The following is a 17546-nucleotide window of genomic DNA, read 5'->3' as shown; positions in this document are numbered from 1 at the left end:
TCGGACTCAGTAGGCGCGCCGCCGGGCGGGCCGGGCCATCCACTCGGAGCGCCCGGCCTGTCCCGCCGCAACACCGGCGGGCATGGCTGCCATCTCGGCCGCGCGAGAGGAGATCCAGCTCGCGTGCTCGCCTGTCGGGGTGACGGCGGTGAAGCCGCCGCAGGCGGTGCGGGCGCGGCGGTCCTGGCGCATGGCGCCGCTCGACCAGCTCACCACGCCGACCATCTGGCCGCCGCGCAGGATCGGCCCGCCGGAATCGCCCAGGCACGCGCCGGCGCCGGCCGTTTCGGCGAGGCGGCGGGCGTCGGTCACGACGGTGACGCGGTTGGCGACCTGCAGGGAGCCGATGGAGACCAGATGCGCCGTGCGCAGGGTGCGCGCGGTGTTACGGCGGTTCTCCGCGACCACGCCGAAGCCGGCGATGTCGACGGCGTCGCCCGTGGAGATGGACCCGCCGCGCGGATCGAGCGGGCGAAAGCCGGGGCCGACCGGTTGCTCCAGCTTGAGCATGGCGAGGTCGGTACCCGGCTGCTCTTCCGGCGTCGTGCCGGGCACGAAATCGGGATGCATCGAAGCGGCTGCCACCCGCAAGCGGCGCTGCCGGAAGTTCGGATCGACCACGATGACGCTGTAGCCAGCCTGCCGCATCACGCAATGCGCGGCGGTCAGCACGATGTCCTGCGCGATCAGGGTGCCCGAGCAGATCTCGCCCGCGGTGCTCTCGATGCGCACCACCGAGGCGCGAAGCCCGCCCGGATCGCGGGAGGTCTGCCCCTGCACCACGGCCTGGGCGGAGAGCGGGACGAGCCCCAGCAGGGCACCGAGCAGGCACGCGCGAAGGGGGCTCGCAACCATTCTTATGTCTCCCAGGGCCCGGGCCTTCCGGCGGATTCGCTTGAAGAATCCCGGACCGAACGGAGCCTATCCGAAGGCAATTCGGCGGCCAAGCTCCGGTTCCGCCACAACGAGAGCGTGCCGTTCACGTTTCGGACGGCGCGTCACCAGCGCGCCGCGGCGTTCCAGCCGGCGAGCGTCCGATCGATCCAGCCCCGCTGCGGCCCGAGCAGGATGCCCTGGGTCAGCCCGCCGCAGGCGTCCTTCACCCAGGCGGCCACCGCCACGACCGCCTCGCCATCGAGGATCGGGCCGCCGGAATCGCCGTTGCAGCCGCCCGCGCCGGCCGCCTTCAGCCAGACCAGGATGCGGCTCGGGCCGTAGGGCTCGACCACGGAAAGCGCCGCGCCGCGGTAGCGCCCGATCGAGCGCCGGTCGTTGCCGCGCGCCGCACCGTAGCCGGCCAGCACGAGGCCCTGGCCCGCCCGCGGCATCGCTTCGCTGAGGGGGGCCGGCGCGAAGCGTGCGGGCAGGGGGGCGCGGGTGCGCAGCAGGGCGAGGTCGATGGAGCGGGTGCGTCCGCGGATCGCGTCGCCGTCATAGGCCGGATGCAGGCTGCGGACGGCGACTTCGGCCAGCACCGGGCGGTCCGCTTCGTCGCGGTAATGGATCCGGTTCTCGCCCACGCCCGCCACGCAGTGGCCGGCGGTCAGCACCGCGTCCGGGGCGAGCACGACACCCGAGCACACCCCGCCGCCCGAAGTCAGCACCATCACCGCCGAGCCCGCGCCCGGCACCTGCGCGCCCTCCCGGCCGCCGACGATGGCCGCGGCCGGGAGGGCGGTCAGGAGCGTGAGTGCGGCCGCCCCGAGGGCGGAGCGCGTCGCAGGGGCGGCGGACGGGTTCGGCGCGCGCATCGAGACATCGCTTCAGGAGAGGACGGCATGACCCCGATACGCGTCGAGGAAACCGGCGTCGAGCCGGTCGGCCTCCCCGAGATGCGGGCCTATCTGCGGCTGTCCTCCGACGAGACCGCCGAGGATGCGCTGATCGCGCGGCTCATCCCGGCGGCGCGGGCGGCGGTCGAGGCCGCGGCGCGGCGTCTGCTGCGGCCGGCCCGCTTCCGGGTGGTGCTGACGGAGTGGCCCCGGCTCGGCCTGCTGCCGCTGCCCCTGAGTCCGCTGGTCGCCGTTCTGCGCACCGGCCTCGTCGATCGGGGCGGCGCAGTGACGGAGATCGAGCCGGGCCCGATGCGGATCGGCCCCGATCCCTGGGACGCCCCCTGTCTGCTGTTCGGGCCGGACCTTCCCCCCTTGAGCGGGCGATCCGCGCTGATCGAGGTGAGCGCCGGCTGCGGCGGTGAGGGGCCGCCGGTCCCGGAGCCGTTGATCCAGGCCCTGCACCTCACGCTCGCCGCGTGGTTCGAGAACCGCGGCGACGAGGGCGGGGAGGTCGGGTCCGGGGCCTTGCCGGCCGCGGCAGCCGGGCTCGCCGCCGCCTGCCGCCGGATGCGGCTGTAGACCGATCGAGCGGAGACCGAGCGATGCCCCATCCCTCCATGGGCGCGCGGCGGCGCCGCCTCGTGCTCGAATTGCCGATGGAGACGCCGGACGGGTTCGGCGGCCGTACCCGCCGCTACGTCGCCGGCCCCGTGCTGTGGGGTTCACTGGAGGCTTTGGGCACCGCCCAACCGGGCCGCAACGGACGGACCGAACGGGCCGGCCTCTACCGGGTGGGTCTGCGCTACCGCCCCGGCGTAACCGCCGCCATGCGGCTTGCCGACGGGACGCGCCGTTTCGCGATCCGCACCGTGGGCGACCCCGACGGGCGCTGCCGCGACCTCGTCTGCGAGGTCGAGGAAGTGATCGAGGAGACGCGCCCGTGAGCCTTGCCCTCAACCCGCTGCTGGCGCTGCGCGCCGGCATCCTGGTGCATCTCACTGCGGACGCGGCTCTCGCCGGCCTGATGGGCGGACGCGTGCAGCTCTACGACGAGCCGCCGCCCGGCGCCGTGCCGGTCTACGCCCTGTTCGGCGACGGCGAGGTCCGCGACGATTCCGTCGAGGGCGCCCGGCGCCACCGCCACGCCCTCGCGCTCAGCGTCTTCGCCAAGCCCGGCTCGACCCGCTCGGCGCTCGATGCCGCGGAGCGCATCGGCACCCTCCTCGACGAGGCCGATCTCGACCTGACCGGCCACCATCTCGTCCTCCTGCGCCTGAAGGCGCTGGCCGGCAGCCGCGACGAGCGCACCGGCGAGGCCCGCGCGACCCTGACCTTCGAGGCCGTGACCGAGGTCGCCGCCTGATCCCTCGCAACGCACGAACACTGGAGCCGCAGCATGAGTGCACAGAAGGGGAGGGACCTGCTGGTCCGCGTCAGCAACGGGGCCGGCGGCTTCGTCGCCGTGGCGGGGTTGCGCGCCCGGCAGCTCGCTTTCAACGCCGAGACCGTGGACGTCACCAACGCCGATTCCGCCGGCCGCTGGCGCGAATTGCTGGCCGGGGCGGGCGTGCGCCGGGCGTCGGTGGCCGGGGCCGGCGTTTTCCGCGACGAGGCCTCCGATGCGCGCCTGCGCCAGATGTTCTTCGACGGCGCCATCGACAGCTTCCAGATCGTGGTGCCGGCCTTCGGCACCATCGAGGGGCTCTTCCAGATCACGAGCCTGGAATATCGCGGCGACCATGCCGGCGAGGTCACCTTCGACATGGCCCTCGACTCGGCCGGTGCGCTCAGCTTCACCGCGGCCTGAGGAGGGCGAGGCCATGGCCAACCGTCGGCGCGGCGAGGTGCCGCTCACGCTCGGACAGGAGCGCTACACCCTCTGCCTCACCCTCGGGGCACTGGCCGAGCTGGAGGACGCGCTGGGCGCGAACGATCTCAACGGCCTCGCCGAGCGCTTCGCGGGCGGGCGGCTCGCCGCCCGCGACGTGATCGCGCTGCTCGGCGCGGCGCTGCGCGGCGGCGGCCACGCCCTCGACGACGCGGCGGTGGCCCGCCTGCCGCTGGCGGGAGGGCTCGCGGAGGTGGCGGTCGCCCTCGGCGAGGCGCTGGCCGCGACCTTCGGCGAGGGCTCACCCGCGGACCCTTGAACGCCCCGGGAGGCCCCGCGCCGGAGACCGCCGTCTCCGCCTTCCCGTGGGACGCGGTGCTGACGCTCGGTCTCTCGACCCTGCGCTGGCGCCCGCGCGACCTCTGGGCCGCCACGCCCCGCGAACTCGCTGCCGCTGCCGGCCTGATCCGCCCGCGGACCCTGGTGCTCGGCCGGGCCGACCTCGACCGCCTGCTTGCCGCCCATCCCGATCCGGAGGAACCGCGATGACCGACCGCGAGATCGACCGACGTGCGGGCGAGCGCGTCCGGCAGCTCGAAACCCTCGACCGGCTGGCCCAGCGCTTCGGCCAGAGCCTGTCCTCGGCCTTCGATCGCAACCTCAATGCCGGGCGCCAACTCGACGGCCTGCTGGCCTCGCTGGCGAGCAAGTTCTCGAACGTCGCGGTGAAGGCGGTGCTCGCCCCCCTGAAGACGGGGGTGAAGAGCCTCGTCAACAGTCTGCTGAGCACGGGCGACGATGCCGGCGGCGTGACGGCGCTCGCCCGGGGCGGGATCGTCTCGGGCGGCCGGATCGTGCCGTTCCGCCTCGGTGGCGTTCTCGCTTCCGACCCTTCGGGAAGCCGGGTACGGCCGTTCGCGGGCGGCGGGGTCGTGGCCGCGCCAACCTACTTCCCGCTGAACGGTACTGACGGCGGCCTCGGCCTGATGGGCGAGGCCGGCCCCGAGGCGATCCTGCCGCTGAAGCGCGGCAGCGACGGGCGCCTCGGCGTCGCCGCGGGCGGGTCCGAGCGGCCCGTGGCCGTCACCGTCAACATCGCGACGCCCGACATCGAGGGCTTCCGTCGCTCCGAGGCGCAGGTCTCCGCCCGCCTCGCCCGCGCCGTCGCCCGCGGCCGGCGTGCCCTGTGAGGATACGAAGCGATGCCCTCCGACTTCCACGAGGTGCGCTTTCCCCTCGACGTGTCCCTGCGCGGCAGCGGCGGACCGGTGCGGCGCACGGAGATCGTCACGCTGGCCTCGGGGCGCGAGCACCGCAACAGCCGCTGGGCGGATTCGCGCCGCCGCTACGATGCCGGCCTCGGCATCCGCACCCTCGACGCGCTGCATGCGGTGCTGAGCTTCTTCGAGGAGCGGCGCGGGCGGCTCTACGGCTTCCGCTACCGCGACCGGGTCGATCACCGCTCCGGGCCGCCCTCGCGTCCGGTCGCGCCGACCGATCAAGCCATCGGCACGGGTGACGGTGCCACCCGCGTCTTCGCGCTGGCCAAGACCTACGGGGCCGGCCCGGAACCGTACCGCCGGGCCATCGTCAAGCCGGTGGCCGGCAGCGTGCGCGTGGCCGTGGGCGGCGTCGAGGTGACGGGCGCGGCCGTCTCCTGCGATCCCGCTGCGGGTCTCGTGACCTTCGCGCCCGACGCGGTGCCGCCGCCCGGCGCGGCGGTCACCGCCGGCTTCGAGTTCGACGTGCCGGTCCGCTTCGACACCGACGAACTCGCCATCGATCTGGCCGCCTTCACCGCCGGCGAGGTGCCGCGCATTCCGGTGATCGAGATCGTGCCCTGAGGAGGCGCCGATGCGCGCGATTCCATCCGCCCTCGCCGCCCGCATGGACAGCGGCGCGACCACCCTGTGCCGCTGCTGGGCCCTGCGCCGCCGCGACGGTCTCGTCCTCGGCTTCACCGACCATGACCGCGATCTGACCTTCTCGGGCGTGACCTACGCCGCGCGCACCGGCCTTGAGGCCGCCGAGGCCAGCGCCGAACTCGGCTTCGCGGTGAGCGGAGGCGAGGTGGCCGGCGCGCTGACCTCGGCGGGAATCACCGGGGCGGACATCGCGGCCGGGCTCTATGACGGGGCCGGGATCGAGACTTGGCTGGTGGATTGGCGTGAGCCTGCGGCCCGCATCCTGCTCGACGTGGCGAGCCTCGGCGAGATCAGGCAAGCGGGCGGCGCCTTCGTCGCAGAATTGCGCGGGCTGATGCATCGCCTCGACGCCCAGACCGGACGCAGCTTCCGCGCAGCCTGCGATGCGCAGGTCGGCGACAGCCGCTGCCGCGTCAACCTCGCCGATCCGCGCTACCGCGCGGCCGGCACCGTCGGCGCCGCCCTCGAATCCGGCCGGCTCGCCGTGACCCTGGCGGGCGATTTCGCGACGGGCTGGTTCGCCAGCGGCCGCCTTGCCTGGGAAGGCGGCGCCAATGCCGGGCACGCAGGGGACCTACGAACCCATCTGCGGGCGGAGGAGGGCGTGATCCTCGAACTCTGGGAGCCGCCGCCGCGGCCGGTTGCGGCGGGGGACACCTTCACCCTCACCGCCGGCTGCGACAAGCGCCTCGCCACCTGCCGCGACAAGTTCGCCAACACCCTCAACTTCCAGGGCTTTCCGCACATGCCCGGCAACGATTTCGTGCTGCGGAGCGGGCCTCAGGCGAGCGCACGCCTCGACGGCTCCAGCCTGTTCCGGTGAGGCGACCATGGAGACGTCCTCCCCTCTCGCGGAACGGATCGTGGCGGAGGCCCGAACCTGGGCCGGCACACCCTACCGGCACCAAGCCTCGCTGAAGGGCGTGGGCTGCGATTGCCTCGGCCTGCTGCGCGGCGTCTGGCGCGGCGTGCTCGGACCCGAGCCGGAGGAGACGCCGCCCTACGCCGCCTCGTGGGCGGAATCCGCCGGCCCCGGCGACGCTCCCTTGCTCGCCGCCGCCCGACGCCACCTCGTGCCGGTCGAAGGGCCTCTGCCGGCCTACCGGCCTCGACCCGGCGACGTGTTGCTCTTCGCCTTCCGCGCACATTTGCCGGCAAAACACTGTGCCATCGCCACCGGCCCGGCGGCGATGATCCACGCCCATGACGGTGCGGCGGTGACGGAAGTCGCCCTGACGCCCTGGTGGCGCCGCCACCTCGCCCACGCCTTCCGCTTCCCCGAAGCGTCCTGAACCCCGCCGATCCGGAGGTCCTGCATGGCGACGCTCGTCCTCCAGACGGCCGGCGAGGCGGTCGGCAGCGCGCTCGGCGGCCCTATCGGCGGGATGATCGGCCGGGTCGTCGGCGCCGCCGGCGGCGCGGCGCTCGACGACGGCCTGTTCGGCGGCGGTGCGGGCCCGCGCTTCGTCGAGGGGCCGCGGCTGACCGAACTCGGCGGCCTCGCCTCGACGGAGGGGGCGCCGGTGCCGCGGGTCTACGGCCGGGCGCGCATCGGCGGTACCCTGATCTGGGCGACGCGGCCGCTCGAAGTCGCCAACACCACCGTGGAGCGCACCGCCTCCGGCTCCAAGGGCGGCGCGGGCGGGCGCAAGACGATCCGCACCGCCTACAGCACCTACGCCAACGTCGCGGTCGGCCTGTGCGCGGGCGAGATCGCGCTGGTGCGCCGGATCTGGGCCGACGGTACCGAGCTCGATCTGACGACGCTCAACCTGCGTGTCCATACCGGCGCTGCGACGCAGGCCGCCGACCCGCTCATCGTCGCCAAGGAGGGCGCGGACGACGCGCCCGCCTATCGCGGTCTGGCCTACGTCGTGTTCGAGCGGCTGCCGCTCGCGGCCTTCGGCAACCGCATTCCGCAATTCGCCTTCGAGGTCATCCGTCCTGTCCAGGGGCTGGGAGCGAGGATTCGCGCGGTCTGCCTGATTCCCGGCTCCACCGAGTTCGGCCTCGATCCGCTCGCGGTGAGCGAGGATAACGGTTTCGGCGCTACGAAGCCGGCTAATCGGTTTCAGTTCCAGGGAGCGAGCGATGTGATCGCCTCCCTCGACGCGCTTCAGGCGCTCTGCCCGCGCCTCGCCCGGGTCTCGGTGGTGGCGAGCTGGTTCGGGGACGACCTGCGCGCCGGGCACTGCACCGTGACGCCGCGGGTCGATGCGGCCGCGAAGGTGACGACGGGCGAGCCCTGGGCCGTCGCGGGGCGGACGCGCGCGACGGCGGCACCGGTCTCCCGGTCCGGTGACAGCGCGGCCTATGGCGGTACGCCCTCCGATGCCGGCCTCGGGCGGCTCGTGGCCGAACTCGCCCGACGCGGCCTCGCGGTCGTGCTCTATCCCTTCGTCATGATGGACGTGCCGGCCGGCACCACCTTGCCCGATCCGCGCGATCCGAGCCGCGTGCAGGCTCCCTATCCCTGGCGCGGGCGCATCACCTGCGACCCCGCGCCCGATCGCCCCGGGAGCCCGGACGGTACGGCGGCGGCGACCGCTCAGGTCGCGGCCTTCTTCGACGGGCCGCAGGGCTATCGGGCGATGATCCTGCACTACGCCGCCCTCGCCGCGGCCTGGGCCGCGGCGGGCAGCCCGCTCTCCGGATTCATCCTCGGCAGCGAGTTCGTGAGCCTGACGCGGGTGCGCGGGCCGGGCGGCTCCTACCCGGCCGTCGACCATCTCCGCGCGCTCGCGGTCGACGTCCGCGCGCGGCTCGGCGCGCAGGTGCGCCTCGCCTACGCCGCCGACTGGACGGAGTACGGCGCCCATGTCCGCGAGGAGGGCGCCGAGATCCGCTTCCCCCTCGATCCGCTTTTCGCGGACCCTGCCATCGACGCTATCGGGATCGACTACTATCCGCCGATCTCCGATTGGCGCGACGGCTCCGGCCACCGGGACGCGGCGGAGGCCGCCGACATCTACGACCGCGCCTACCTGAAGCATCGCCTCGGCGCGGGCGAGGCCTTCGACTGGTTCTATGCCGGTCCGGAGGACCGGGCGGCGCAGATCCGCACGCCGATCACCGACGGCGCCCACGGCAAGCCCTGGATCTATCGGGCCAAGGATCTCGTCGGCTGGTGGTCGAATCCGCATGTCGAGCGCGCGGGCGGCGTCGAGACCGGCCCGACGGCCTGGATGCCTGGTTCGAAGCCGATCTGGCTGACCGAGATCGGCATCCCCGCCGTCGATCGCGGCACCAACGGGCCCAACGTCTTCCCCGATCCGAAATCGTCGGAGAATGCCAGCCCGCCCTTCTCCCGCGCCACCCGCGACGACCTGATTCAGATCCGCGGACTCGAGGCGATCCTGGCGCGGTTCGATCCGGCGCAGGCGGGTTTCGAGCCGGCTCATAATCCGGTCTCGCCGGTCTACGGAGGGCGGATGATCGCGCCCGAGGACATCTTCGTCTGGGCCTGGGACGCACGGCCCTTTCCCGCCTTCCCCGATTTCGCCTCCGTCTGGTCGGACGCTGCCAACTGGGCGCTCGGCCACTGGATCACCGGGCGCATCGAGGGGCTGGAACTCGACCGCCTGATCGCGGCCATCCTCGCCGATCTCGGCATCGAGGCGCCCTCCGCCATCGAGGCGGCCGGCTTCCTCGACGGATACGTACTCGACCGTCCGCTCTCCGCCCGCGAGGCGCTGGAGCCCCTCGCCCGGCTCTTCAACCTCGATGTCTGCGTCTCGGCCGGGACCCTGCGCATCCGCGATGCCGGGGCGGCCGATCCGGTCCCGCTGCGGGCGGGCGACCTCGTGCCCGGGGAGGGCGAGACGGCGGCCCTGCACCGGATGCGAGCGCAGGAGAGCGAGTTGCCCCGCTCCATCGAAATCGGCTTCGGCGACGGCGAGAGTCCGGATTACCGCCGCGCCACCGCCGCGGCCGCGCGGCCGGCCGGGGGCCGGCGGCGCGAGGTTCGGATCGACGCCGCCCTCGTGAGCCGGCGCGATGCGGTGCAGGGGCTGGCGGAATCCCTGCTCGACGCGGCTCTGGCCGGGCGCGAGAGCGCCAGCTTCACCCTCAGTCCGCGCCGGATCGACCTGGAGCCCGGCGACCGCGTAACCCTGCCGGACGACCGCTCCGGGGCGCTCCACCGCATCGCCCGTATCGACGACAGCCCGGCCGGGCGCCGGATCGAGACCCGCGCCGCGCCCTCCGGCCGGCGCGATCCCGGGGCTGCCGCGCCCGCGCCGCGCCCGGGTCGGACGCCGCCGGCCCAGCCGGGCCCGGTCTTCGCCCTGCCGCTCGTCCTGCCGGTGGAGCGCGGCAGCCCGGTGCCGCTCTCCTACCTCGCGGTGGCCGCCGACCCCTGGCCCGGCGCGATCGCCCTGTGGCGCTCGGACGGCGAGGGCGCCCCCTTCCTGCCCCACCGCACCCTCGACCATCCGGCCTGCCTCGGCCGCACGCGAGCCATCCTGCCGCCCGGCCCGCTCTGGCGCTTCGACCGAAACGCCCGCCTCGACGTGGATCTGCGCCACGCGGAAGGACTCGCCGCGATCGGCGAGGCCGCCGCGCTCGCGGGCGGAAACCTGTTCGCCCTGGTCGGGATGGACGGGGTGGTCGAGATCCTGTCCGCAGCCGGGGCCGAACTGAACGGGCCGGGAACCTGGCGGCTGTCCGGCCTGATCCGGGGGCTTGCCGGGAGCGAGGCCGCCGCGGGCCGGCCCGCCCCGGCGGGAAGCCTGATCGTGCGCCTCGACGACGGCGCCCTCATCCCCCTCGTCGACCGCCTCGACGAGGCGGGCCGGCGCTTCCTCTACCGGGTCGGCCCGGCGGAGCGCGATCCCGCCGATCCGACCTTCATCGGCTTCGAGGCGACCGCCGGGCTCGATCCCTTCGTTCCCTTGAGCCCGGTCCACCTGCGCGCCCGCCGCGAGCCGGACGGCATTCGCCTGAGCTGGACCCGCCGCGCCCGGCGCGACGCCGATAGCTGGGAGGCTGCGGAGGTGCCGCTCGGCGAGGATGCCGAGGCCTACCGCGTCGACATCCTCGCCGATGACGGGCGCATCCTGCGCAGCCTCGCCAGCACGGCCCCGAGTGCCCTCTACGCCGCTTCGGACGAGGCCGCCGATTTCGGCGCGCTCCTCACCGAGATCGACTTCGCCGTGGCGCAGCTCGGCGCACGGACCGGCCTCGGGCCGGCGCGGCGGGCACGGGTGAGCCTGCGCCGGGCCTGAACCGCCGATCCCGACACCCGACTTCAACCCGCGCGAGGGAGGCCGCCCATGGCCGACACCACCCCGAGCCTCGCCCTGCCGCTGATCGCGGCGGGCCAGGCGCAGAAGCACGTCACCCACAACGAGGCGCTGGCGCTGCTCGACGCGCTCGTGCATCTCGCCGTCCTCGACAAGGACCGCACGGCGCCGCCCCCCGATCCGATGGAGGGCGACCGCTACCTGATCGCCGCCTCCGATCCGTCCGGCGCCTGGACGGGCTGGGCCGGCCGCGTCGTTCGCTTCCAGGACGGGACGTGGCTCGCCCTGCGGCCCCGGGCCGGTTGGCTCGCCTGGGTCGCCGACGAGGCCGACCTCTACACCTTCACGGGCACGGCCTGGATGTCGTTCCGCGGCACCCTGGATGCCTTGAACGACCTCTCCCGGCTCGGGATCGGCACGGGCGCGGATGCGGACAATCCCTTCGCGGCCAAGCTCAACAAGGCGCTCTGGACCGCGCGGACGACGGCCGAGGGGGGCAGCGGGGATCTGCGCTACACCCTCAACAAGCAGGCGCCCGGCAACGTCCTCTCCCTGCTGATGCAGTCCGGCTGGTCGGGCCGGGCCGAGATCGGCCTGACCGGCGACGACGACCTGCGCGTGAAGGTCTCGCCCGACGGAGGCCGCTGGTTCGAAGCCCTGCGCATCGCTCGGGCGACGGGGGACGTCGCCTTTCCCGGCCGCGTCACCGCCGCGGGCGTGCCGCTGCCGACGGGGCAGGTGATCGCGGGCAACATCGGTGACAACGCCGTCCATGCGGGCGCGACCCGCTACTTCTCCCACGCCCTGTTCGGCGGGCATCCCAGCGAAGTCTGTCTTCCCGTGGGGCGAAGGGGGCGGTTCAAGCACCTGCGCATCCTGACGCAGCAGGCTCCGGGCGCGGATCAGCACTGGACCTTCACCCTGCAGAAACGGTTCGGCGACACCGCGCTGACCTGCACGATTTCCGGCGACGCCAAGGAAGCGTCCGATCTCGTCAACGGTGTCGTCTTCGAAGGCCACGAGCACTGGTGCCTCAAGGTCGTGTCGAGCGCCGGCGCGCACTTCACGGTCAACGTCCTGTTCTCGCTGTTCTTCGAGAACCTCGATTGAGGCCGCGCCACGAAACGCCCGTGGCGCGGTCGATGCCGGGGCGGACGACGCACCCCGGCCGTCTCGCCCGGCGGGCACTTCGAGGGGCCTCGGACAAGCGCCCCCCGCCGGCCCCGGCGCGGTGCGCGACCGGTCCTGCATCCCCGCTGCCCACCCCGCCCCGACCCGGAGACATACGATGGATCTCAGCGCCGTCGGTCGCGCCGTCCTGATCGCCCGGGAGGGCCTGCGGCTGGAGGCCTATCGCGACAGCGTCGGCATCTGGACGATCGGTGTCGGCCACACCGCCGCCGCCGGCCCGCCTCTGCCGCGGGCGGGTCTGCGCATCGGCGCGGAGGAGGCCGACGCGATCTTCGCCCGCGACGTGGCCCGCTTCGTGCGCACCGTCGCGGAGGCGATCCCCGAGCCGCTGCCGCAGCACGCCTTCGACGCCCTGGTCTCGCTCTCTTTCAACATCGGACCGGCGGCCTTCCTGCGCTCCACCGTGCTGCGGCGGCTGCGGGTGGGCGATCGGGACGGCGCGGCCGGGGCGATCCTGATGTGGAACCGGCCGGCGGCCATCATCCCGCGCCGGCAGGCCGAGCACGACCAGTTCCGCACCGCCTACGAGGCCGCCCTCCCGCGCGCCCGGCGCGGCGATCCGCAGCCCGTGGCGCTGCCCGCCGCAGGCCGTCCCTCGCTGGCCGCAGACCGTCCCTCACTGGCCGCAGGCCATCTTGGAGCGCCGACGCGCCGTCCGGCCGCGCCGCGCCCCCGCTGAACCTCGCCCATCCCCTCGATTCGAGAAGGATCGCAACCATGATCGCAAAGGCAATCCTGCCCTTGCTCCTGCTCGCGCTGCCGCCGGGCACCGGCGCGGCGGCCGCACACCCTGCCGCGGAGGCGGCCGCGCTCGTCCTGCCCTGGGGCGACGCGGTGCTCGCCCTCGCCCAGGGTCTCACCGCGCTGCTCACGCCGGTTCTGGTCGCCGCGCTGGCGGCGGTCCTCGCCCGCATCGGCGGCCCGCTGCGGCTCCTCGTCACCGACGCCCTCGTCGAACGCCTCGTGCACCGCGCCACCGACTACGCCCTCAACGCCGTCTCCGGCGCGGTCCGCGGGCGCACGCTCACGGTCGCCGTCGGTTCGGCGGTGATCGCCCGCGCCGTGCAGCGCGCCCTCGATCAGGCGCCGGGCTGGCTGATCCGCGCGGCGGGCGGCGGCGAGGGGCTGGCCGAGAAGGTTTTCCGCTCCCTGAGCCTGGAAGAGGCGGCCACCGCCCGCAACACCCTCGAACCCGCGCTCAGGCGCGTCGCCTCGGCTGCACCCGGCGAGGCCACCTGATCCTCCGGCCGCGCCGAGACCGGGGGGCGTCGCGACAGCCGATCCGGAGGATCCCGCCGTGGAGAAGATCGCAACGGAAGCCGCGCGCCTCCTCTTCGCCGACGGCGGTGCCGGCTGGATCGTCGCGGTGCTGCTGGGGCTCGCCTGCCTCCATCTCTACCGCGACGGTTTGCGCGTGCTGGAGGCGCGCATCGTCGAGACCGGGGCAACCGCCGCCGCTCTGGAGCGCGCCTCGCAGACCAACGCGGCGGTCGCCGCCGCGCTGGAGAGCCGCACCCGCGTGCTGGAGGATCTGGCCCGGCTCGCCGCCGAGACCGCCCGCGAGGTGGAACGCAGCGACGAGCGCGCCCGCGAGAAGTTCGAGGAAATCCTGCGGCGGATGGACGACCTCCCGCATCGTCCGAGGCCCTGACCGACGATCCGCAACGGACGGGACGATCCATGTTCGCATCCCTTTTCCCGGCAGGCCCGGCCGGGCTCGGTCGCCATCCCTCGCGGAGGCGCCGCAGCCGTGCCGCCGCGAGCCGGCTCGACCAGGCCCGCCGCGGCTTCGAGCGCTCGCTCACCGTCCTGCGCCGGGCCGCGCTCGATCACATCGACAGCCAGGATCTGGCGAGCCGGACGCTGCGACGCTTCCTCGATCCGGGGCTCAGCGCGGCGGGACGAACGGCGCCGTGACACGACTCTCTGAGCCCGTCTGCGCACGGGCACTGCGGGAACCGTGGCGGCGGTCCCGCCTTGTCCCCGACAGCATCGCCGACCCGGACATGGCCCCCGACCCGAGAACAGCATTCGCTTCCCCGAAACGGCTCGCTCTCGCGAACATTCAGGGCGCATTCAGTGCCCTGAGACGAGAGTTCCCCTCGATGCGCCAAGCTTTCGCCCTGCTGATCGTCGTCTCGACCGCCGCGGTTCTCGCGACGGGCGCGGTCGGCCCCCTCGCCGAGGAGACCGGCGCCCTGGCGCCCGCCCCTCCGACGCGGGAGGTGCTGAACCGGGGCGACGACTGCCTCTCGCCCGCGGATCTGCGCGAGGCGGTGGCGGAGAAGCGCGTCGTTCCGCCCATCGCCGCGATCCGCGCGGCCCGCCAGATCGTCCCGCGGGCCGAGATCCAGCGCGCCAGCCTGTGCCGGCACGAGGCGGGGCTCGTCTACCTGCTGACGGCCCTGCGCCGCGACGGGCAGTTCACGCGCGTGATGGTCGATGCCCAGTCCGGGCAGGTCAGCGGGCAATGGTAGCGGTGGGGCGGCGTAGCGGAAGTTTTATGGTTTATGAGCGACATCCGGTTGCCCGGAACCTGACCGATCGTCAGTGTCCGCGCATTCGGCCGGCACCCGCCGCCCCGATTGATTCTGCCCCGAACGGGAAAAGCGGGCGATGCGCCGTCATCGCCGGTGGCGATCTGCTTGAGGAGTGACCGACCGTGCGCTTGCTCGTCGTCGAGGACGACCGTGACATCAACCGTCAGGTCGTCGCCGCCCTGGAAGAGGCCGGATACGTGGCCGACAAGGCCTTCGACGGCGAGGAGGGCGGCTATCTCGGCGAGAACGAGCCCTACGACGCGATCATCCTCGACATGGGCCTGCCCAAGGCCGACGGCGTCACCGTGCTCCAGAACTGGCGTCGGGCCGGGGTGAAGACCCCCGTCATCATCCTCACCGCCCGCGACCGCTGGTCGGACAAGGTGGACGGCTTCGATGCCGGCGCCGACGATTACGTGACCAAGCCCTTCCACATGGAGGAGCTGATGGCCCGCGTGCGCGCGATCCTTCGCCGCGCGGCGGGCCATGCCTCGAGCCAGATCGCCTGCGGCCCCGTCACCCTCGACACCCGCTCGGGCCGCGTCTTCGTGGACGGGGCGCCGGTCAAGCTGACGAGTCACGAGTACCGCCTGCTCTCCTACCTCATGCATCACACCGGCCGCGTCGTTTCCCGCGCCGAGCTGACCGAGCACCTCTACGACCAGGATTTCGACCGCGATTCCAACACCATCGAGGTGTTCGTCGGGCGCCTGCGCAAGAAGCTCGCCGTGGATCTGATCCAGACGGTGCGGGGGTTGGGCTACCTGATCGATCCGAACCAGCCGCCCGGGCGGGGGTGAGCCGTCATCGGGTGCCAAGATCGGTGAGCGCGAAATCCTCGCCCTTGTAGAGGAGCGGCATGCCGTGGCTTCGTGCAACCGCGTAGGCGAGGCAGTCGCCCATGTTGAGCCGGGCCGGATGCCCGGTTCCCTTCCCGTAGCGCGCGAAGGCGTCGAGCGCCCGATCCGCATCCTCCGGGGTGATCGGGACGAGACCGATCCGCGCGAGGTCGAGCAGCATCGCGACATCCGCCCGGGCTGCCTCAAGGCCGCCCTGCTTCTTCCGGGCGATGCCGAGGACCGCCTCGTAGACGGCGACCGGCGAGGTGATCGCGGCTCCTGCCGTCTCGAGACGCTCGGCGAGGGCCTTTCCCTCCGGCTCTCCCGTGGCAATGGCGATGAGGGCGGAGGCATCGACGAACATCACTCGTCGTTCAGCCCGTCGAAGAAGGCCTTGTCGGCCTCGAGGCCTGTCGAGGCCCGGGCGGCCACGCTGGCGTGCAGTGGCTTCAACCGATCCCAGAGGCCCGGCCGCTGCGCCTCCCGCTCCAGCTCATTGCGCACGGCCAGCTTGATGGCTTCGGTGAGTGGAATGCCGCGCTGCTCGGCCAGGAGGCGGACGAGGCGGTCCGTCTCCACATCGCGGATGTGCAGAGCCATGGGTGTCTCGGTTCGACTCGGTGTAGAAAGCTGGTGCGCTTGATGTACATGCCTGCGCGCCTGCGAGCGAGCCGCGTTTCGAGCCTGGAATCATGACCGACCGCCTCGCCTGGCTGCCCCTGCGCCGCCGCTCCATCGCGGTCCGGCTCGCGGTCTCCTCGTTCCTGTCGAGCACCGCGATCCTCGTCATCGCGGCCTTCATCCTCACCACGCTCTACCGCGAGAACACCGAGCGCGCCTTCGACAGCCGGCTGCTCGTCTTCGCCAACAACCTCGCCACGGATCTCGTTTCCCCGAGCGACCCGGAGGCGCGCTCCTTCTCGCTCGGCGATCCGCGCTTCGATCTGCCCCTCTCGGGCTGGTACTGGCAGGTCGGACGGCCCGATGCGAAGCCGCGGGACCTGCGCACCTCGCGCTCGCTCGTCGGCGTGCCGCTGAAAGGGCCGGATCAGGCCGGCACCGCCACGATCGGCCAGATCCGCCAGGGCTACGGCCGCGGCCAGGACGACCGCAGCTTGCGGATCGTCGAGCGCGATGTCGATGTCGGGGCCGACGGGCGCTACACCGTGCGCGTGGCGGGGCCGGCCGACGAGATCGTCAACGATGTCGAGCGCTTCCGCTTCTCGCTGTTCATGACCTTCGGCCTGCTCGGCTTCTCGCTCGCGGCGACCGCGCTGCTGCAGATCCGCTTCGGCCTCGCGCCCTTGCGCAAGCTGCGCACCGCCTTGGGCACCATCCGCCGCGGCGAGGCCGACCGGATCGACGGCGAGTATCCGCGCGACATCGCTCCGCTGGCGGGCGAGATCAACCTGCTCATCGAGACCAATCGCGAGATCCTGGAGCGCGCCCGCACCCAGGTCGGCAACCTCGCCCACGCCCTGAAGACCCCGCTCTCGATCATCGTCAACGAGGTCGGGAGCAGCGAGGCGCCGCCGGAGCTGTCGGAGAAGATCCGCGAGCAGGCGGCGGTGATGCGCGATCAGGTGAACTACCATCTCGACCGCGCCCGCGCCGCCGCGCTCGCGGGCACGCTCGGCACCTCCACCGAGGTCGAGCCGGCGCTCGCCGGACTGGTGCGAACGTTCGGAAAAATCTATCGCGACAAGGACATCGCCTACGAGGTCCACGTGGCGCCGGGCCTGCGCTTCCGCGGCGAGAAGCAGGATTTCGAGGAGATGATCGGCAACCTCGTCGACAACGCCTCGAAATGGGCGAGCGGGCGCGTCTCGATCTCCGCCTCGCCCACGGGCGAGCACGACTATCCCCATCTCCTCGTCTCGGTCGAGGATGACGGGCCGGGCCTGCCCGAGGAGGATCGCGCCGCCGTGCTCAAGCGCGGCCGTCGCCTCGACGAGACCAAGCCCGGCTCAGGGCTCGGCCTGTCGATCGTGGCGGATCTGGCCGCGCTCTATCGCGGGCGCTTCCGCCTGGAAGCCGCCGCGCTCGGCGGCCTTCGTGCGGTGATCGAGGTGCCCGGCGACGCGCCCGCGGGTGCCGGACAACGCTGAGTGGTGCCGGTGCGGCGAAGGTTACGCTGCAATCCGCCTGTGCTATGGCCGGCCTGTCCACGTGCGTGACGACGTGTCACCCGAGGCTGATGTCGTG

Annotated in this window: 23 protein-coding genes; 19 read left to right on the top strand and 4 right to left on the bottom strand. The window is 73.2% G+C overall.

The window, feature by feature from the left end; all coding sequences use genetic code 11:
* Nucleotides 1-6 precede the first annotated feature (6 nt).
* On the bottom strand, nucleotides 7-855 hold the full coding sequence (locus tag ACPCJR_RS19240) for a S1 family peptidase (protein ID WP_391514243.1): 849 nt from the start codon (nucleotides 853-855) through the stop codon (nucleotides 7-9).
* A 143-nt stretch (nucleotides 856-998) separates the two neighbouring features.
* Nucleotides 999-1751: a trypsin-like serine protease gene (locus ACPCJR_RS19235; RefSeq protein ID WP_391514245.1), complete on the bottom strand. Its 753-nt coding sequence runs from the start codon at nucleotides 1749-1751 to the stop codon at nucleotides 999-1001.
* 27 nt (nucleotides 1752-1778) lie between these two features.
* Between ACPCJR_RS19235 and ACPCJR_RS19230 the strand changes: the two genes are divergently transcribed.
* The 18 genes from ACPCJR_RS19230 to ACPCJR_RS19145 all read left to right on the top strand — a co-directional run bounded on the left by ACPCJR_RS19230 (nucleotide 1779) and on the right by ACPCJR_RS19145 (nucleotide 15302).
* Nucleotides 1779-2354, top strand: coding sequence for a head-tail connector protein (locus ACPCJR_RS19230; protein ID WP_391514247.1), 576 nt, complete (start codon nucleotides 1779-1781; stop codon nucleotides 2352-2354).
* Between the two features lie 23 nt (nucleotides 2355-2377).
* Nucleotides 2378-2719: a head-tail adaptor protein gene (locus tag ACPCJR_RS19225; protein ID WP_391514249.1), complete on the top strand. Its 342-nt coding sequence runs from the start codon at nucleotides 2378-2380 to the stop codon at nucleotides 2717-2719.
* Nucleotides 2716-3138, top strand: a complete 423-nt coding sequence (locus ACPCJR_RS19220) for a DUF3168 domain-containing protein (protein ID WP_391514250.1) — start codon at nucleotides 2716-2718, stop codon at nucleotides 3136-3138. Before ACPCJR_RS19225 ends, ACPCJR_RS19220 begins: the two co-directional genes overlap by 4 nt.
* A gap of 33 nt (nucleotides 3139-3171) precedes the next feature.
* Nucleotides 3172-3582: a phage major tail protein, TP901-1 family gene (locus ACPCJR_RS19215; RefSeq protein ID WP_391514252.1), complete on the top strand. Its 411-nt coding sequence runs from the start codon at nucleotides 3172-3174 to the stop codon at nucleotides 3580-3582.
* A gap of 13 nt (nucleotides 3583-3595) precedes the next feature.
* Complete coding sequence (locus tag ACPCJR_RS19210; RefSeq protein ID WP_391514254.1) at nucleotides 3596-3922, top strand: gene transfer agent family protein; 327 nt, start codon at nucleotides 3596-3598, stop codon at nucleotides 3920-3922.
* The gene (locus ACPCJR_RS19205) at nucleotides 3919-4152 is read left to right on the top strand and encodes a phage tail assembly chaperone (protein WP_391514255.1); all 234 of its coding nucleotides are present in this window, start codon (nucleotides 3919-3921) and stop codon (nucleotides 4150-4152) included. The genes ACPCJR_RS19210 and ACPCJR_RS19205 overlap by 4 nt, the downstream gene beginning before the upstream one ends.
* Nucleotides 4149-4793, top strand: a complete 645-nt coding sequence (locus ACPCJR_RS19200; RefSeq protein ID WP_391514256.1) for a phage tail tape measure protein — start codon at nucleotides 4149-4151, stop codon at nucleotides 4791-4793. The genes ACPCJR_RS19205 and ACPCJR_RS19200 overlap by 4 nt, the downstream gene beginning before the upstream one ends.
* 12 nt (nucleotides 4794-4805) lie before the next feature.
* The gene (locus tag ACPCJR_RS19195; RefSeq protein WP_391514258.1) at nucleotides 4806-5447 is read left to right on the top strand and encodes a phage distal tail protein, Rcc01695 family; all 642 of its coding nucleotides are present in this window, start codon (nucleotides 4806-4808) and stop codon (nucleotides 5445-5447) included.
* 10 nt (nucleotides 5448-5457) lie between these two features.
* Entirely contained in the window at nucleotides 5458-6351 is an 894-nt protein-coding gene (locus ACPCJR_RS19190) for a DUF2163 domain-containing protein (RefSeq protein ID WP_391514260.1), read from the top strand.
* A 7-nt stretch (nucleotides 6352-6358) separates the two neighbouring features.
* On the top strand, nucleotides 6359-6820 hold the full coding sequence (locus ACPCJR_RS19185; protein WP_391514261.1) for an NlpC/P60 family protein: 462 nt from the start codon (nucleotides 6359-6361) through the stop codon (nucleotides 6818-6820).
* 24 nt (nucleotides 6821-6844) lie between these two features.
* On the top strand, nucleotides 6845-10753 hold the full coding sequence (locus ACPCJR_RS19180) for a baseplate multidomain protein megatron (protein WP_391514263.1): 3909 nt from the start codon (nucleotides 6845-6847) through the stop codon (nucleotides 10751-10753).
* A 48-nt stretch (nucleotides 10754-10801) separates the two neighbouring features.
* The gene (locus ACPCJR_RS19175; protein WP_391514265.1) at nucleotides 10802-11881 is read left to right on the top strand and encodes a DUF2793 domain-containing protein; all 1080 of its coding nucleotides are present in this window, start codon (nucleotides 10802-10804) and stop codon (nucleotides 11879-11881) included.
* A gap of 178 nt (nucleotides 11882-12059) precedes the next feature.
* Nucleotides 12060-12641, top strand: a complete 582-nt coding sequence (locus ACPCJR_RS19170) for a lysozyme (RefSeq protein ID WP_391514267.1) — start codon at nucleotides 12060-12062, stop codon at nucleotides 12639-12641.
* A gap of 38 nt (nucleotides 12642-12679) precedes the next feature.
* A complete protein-coding gene (locus tag ACPCJR_RS19165) occupies nucleotides 12680-13201 on the top strand; it encodes a hypothetical protein (RefSeq protein ID WP_391514268.1) in 522 nt (173 codons plus the stop codon).
* A gap of 58 nt (nucleotides 13202-13259) precedes the next feature.
* Nucleotides 13260-13613, top strand: coding sequence for a hypothetical protein (locus ACPCJR_RS19160; protein ID WP_391514270.1), 354 nt, complete (start codon nucleotides 13260-13262; stop codon nucleotides 13611-13613).
* 29 nt (nucleotides 13614-13642) lie between these two features.
* A complete protein-coding gene (locus tag ACPCJR_RS19155) occupies nucleotides 13643-13879 on the top strand; it encodes a hypothetical protein (RefSeq protein WP_391514271.1) in 237 nt (78 codons plus the stop codon).
* Between the two features lie 188 nt (nucleotides 13880-14067).
* Nucleotides 14068-14439 carry a PepSY domain-containing protein gene (locus ACPCJR_RS19150; RefSeq protein WP_181425434.1) on the top strand — a complete coding sequence of 124 codons (372 nt, stop codon included), beginning with the start codon at nucleotides 14068-14070 and terminating at the stop codon, nucleotides 14437-14439.
* A 185-nt stretch (nucleotides 14440-14624) separates the two neighbouring features.
* A complete protein-coding gene (locus tag ACPCJR_RS19145) occupies nucleotides 14625-15302 on the top strand; it encodes a response regulator transcription factor (RefSeq protein ID WP_110350584.1) in 678 nt (225 codons plus the stop codon).
* Nucleotides 15303-15306: 4 nt separating this feature from the next.
* Here ACPCJR_RS19145 and ACPCJR_RS19140 read toward each other — a convergent pair whose 3' ends face one another.
* On the bottom strand, nucleotides 15307-15705 hold the full coding sequence (locus ACPCJR_RS19140) for a type II toxin-antitoxin system VapC family toxin (protein WP_391514274.1): 399 nt from the start codon (nucleotides 15703-15705) through the stop codon (nucleotides 15307-15309).
* A complete protein-coding gene (locus ACPCJR_RS19135) occupies nucleotides 15705-15941 on the bottom strand; it encodes a type II toxin-antitoxin system VapB family antitoxin (RefSeq protein WP_391514276.1) in 237 nt (78 codons plus the stop codon). The genes ACPCJR_RS19140 and ACPCJR_RS19135 overlap by 1 nt, the downstream gene beginning before the upstream one ends.
* A 92-nt stretch (nucleotides 15942-16033) precedes the next feature.
* Here ACPCJR_RS19135 and ACPCJR_RS19130 point away from each other — a divergent pair, with 92 nt between their 5' ends.
* Entirely contained in the window at nucleotides 16034-17449 is a 1416-nt protein-coding gene (locus ACPCJR_RS19130) for an ATP-binding protein (RefSeq protein WP_110350586.1), read from the top strand.
* Nucleotides 17450-17546 lie beyond the last annotated feature (97 nt).

It is taken from the genome of Methylobacterium sp. NPDC097929 (genome assembly GCF_049543375.1).
Lineage (GTDB): Bacteria > Pseudomonadota > Alphaproteobacteria > Rhizobiales > Beijerinckiaceae > Methylobacterium.
This window is presented reverse-complemented; position numbering and strand designations above follow the sequence as displayed.

Bases quoted from the DNA above. Each gene is read 5' to 3' on its own strand.
- ACPCJR_RS19240 (WP_391514243.1), bottom strand. From the start codon at position 855: ATGGTTGCGAGCCCCCTTCGCGCGTGCCTGCTCGGTGCCCTGCTGGGG.
- ACPCJR_RS19235 (WP_391514245.1), bottom strand. From the start codon at position 1,751: ATGCGCGCGCCGAACCCGTCCGCCGCCCCTGCGACGCGCTCCGCCCTC.
- ACPCJR_RS19230 (WP_391514247.1), top strand. From the start codon at position 1,779: ATGACCCCGATACGCGTCGAGGAAACCGGCGTCGAGCCGGTCGGCCTC.
- ACPCJR_RS19225 (WP_391514249.1), top strand. From the start codon at position 2,378: ATGCCCCATCCCTCCATGGGCGCGCGGCGGCGCCGCCTCGTGCTCGAA.
- ACPCJR_RS19215 (WP_391514252.1), top strand. From the start codon at position 3,172: ATGAGTGCACAGAAGGGGAGGGACCTGCTGGTCCGCGTCAGCAACGGG.
- ACPCJR_RS19210 (WP_391514254.1), top strand. From the start codon at position 3,596: ATGGCCAACCGTCGGCGCGGCGAGGTGCCGCTCACGCTCGGACAGGAG.
- ACPCJR_RS19200 (WP_391514256.1), top strand. From the start codon at position 4,149: ATGACCGACCGCGAGATCGACCGACGTGCGGGCGAGCGCGTCCGGCAG.
- ACPCJR_RS19195 (WP_391514258.1), top strand. From the start codon at position 4,806: ATGCCCTCCGACTTCCACGAGGTGCGCTTTCCCCTCGACGTGTCCCTG.
- ACPCJR_RS19190 (WP_391514260.1), top strand. From the start codon at position 5,458: ATGCGCGCGATTCCATCCGCCCTCGCCGCCCGCATGGACAGCGGCGCG.
- ACPCJR_RS19185 (WP_391514261.1), top strand. From the start codon at position 6,359: ATGGAGACGTCCTCCCCTCTCGCGGAACGGATCGTGGCGGAGGCCCGA.
- ACPCJR_RS19180 (WP_391514263.1), top strand. From the start codon at position 6,845: ATGGCGACGCTCGTCCTCCAGACGGCCGGCGAGGCGGTCGGCAGCGCG.
- ACPCJR_RS19175 (WP_391514265.1), top strand. From the start codon at position 10,802: ATGGCCGACACCACCCCGAGCCTCGCCCTGCCGCTGATCGCGGCGGGC.
- ACPCJR_RS19170 (WP_391514267.1), top strand. From the start codon at position 12,060: ATGGATCTCAGCGCCGTCGGTCGCGCCGTCCTGATCGCCCGGGAGGGC.
- ACPCJR_RS19165 (WP_391514268.1), top strand. From the start codon at position 12,680: ATGATCGCAAAGGCAATCCTGCCCTTGCTCCTGCTCGCGCTGCCGCCG.
- ACPCJR_RS19155 (WP_391514271.1), top strand. From the start codon at position 13,643: ATGTTCGCATCCCTTTTCCCGGCAGGCCCGGCCGGGCTCGGTCGCCAT.
- ACPCJR_RS19150 (WP_181425434.1), top strand. From the start codon at position 14,068: ATGCGCCAAGCTTTCGCCCTGCTGATCGTCGTCTCGACCGCCGCGGTT.
- ACPCJR_RS19140 (WP_391514274.1), bottom strand. From the start codon at position 15,705: ATGTTCGTCGATGCCTCCGCCCTCATCGCCATTGCCACGGGAGAGCCG.
- ACPCJR_RS19135 (WP_391514276.1), bottom strand. From the start codon at position 15,941: ATGGCTCTGCACATCCGCGATGTGGAGACGGACCGCCTCGTCCGCCTC.
- ACPCJR_RS19130 (WP_110350586.1), top strand. From the start codon at position 16,034: ATGACCGACCGCCTCGCCTGGCTGCCCCTGCGCCGCCGCTCCATCGCG.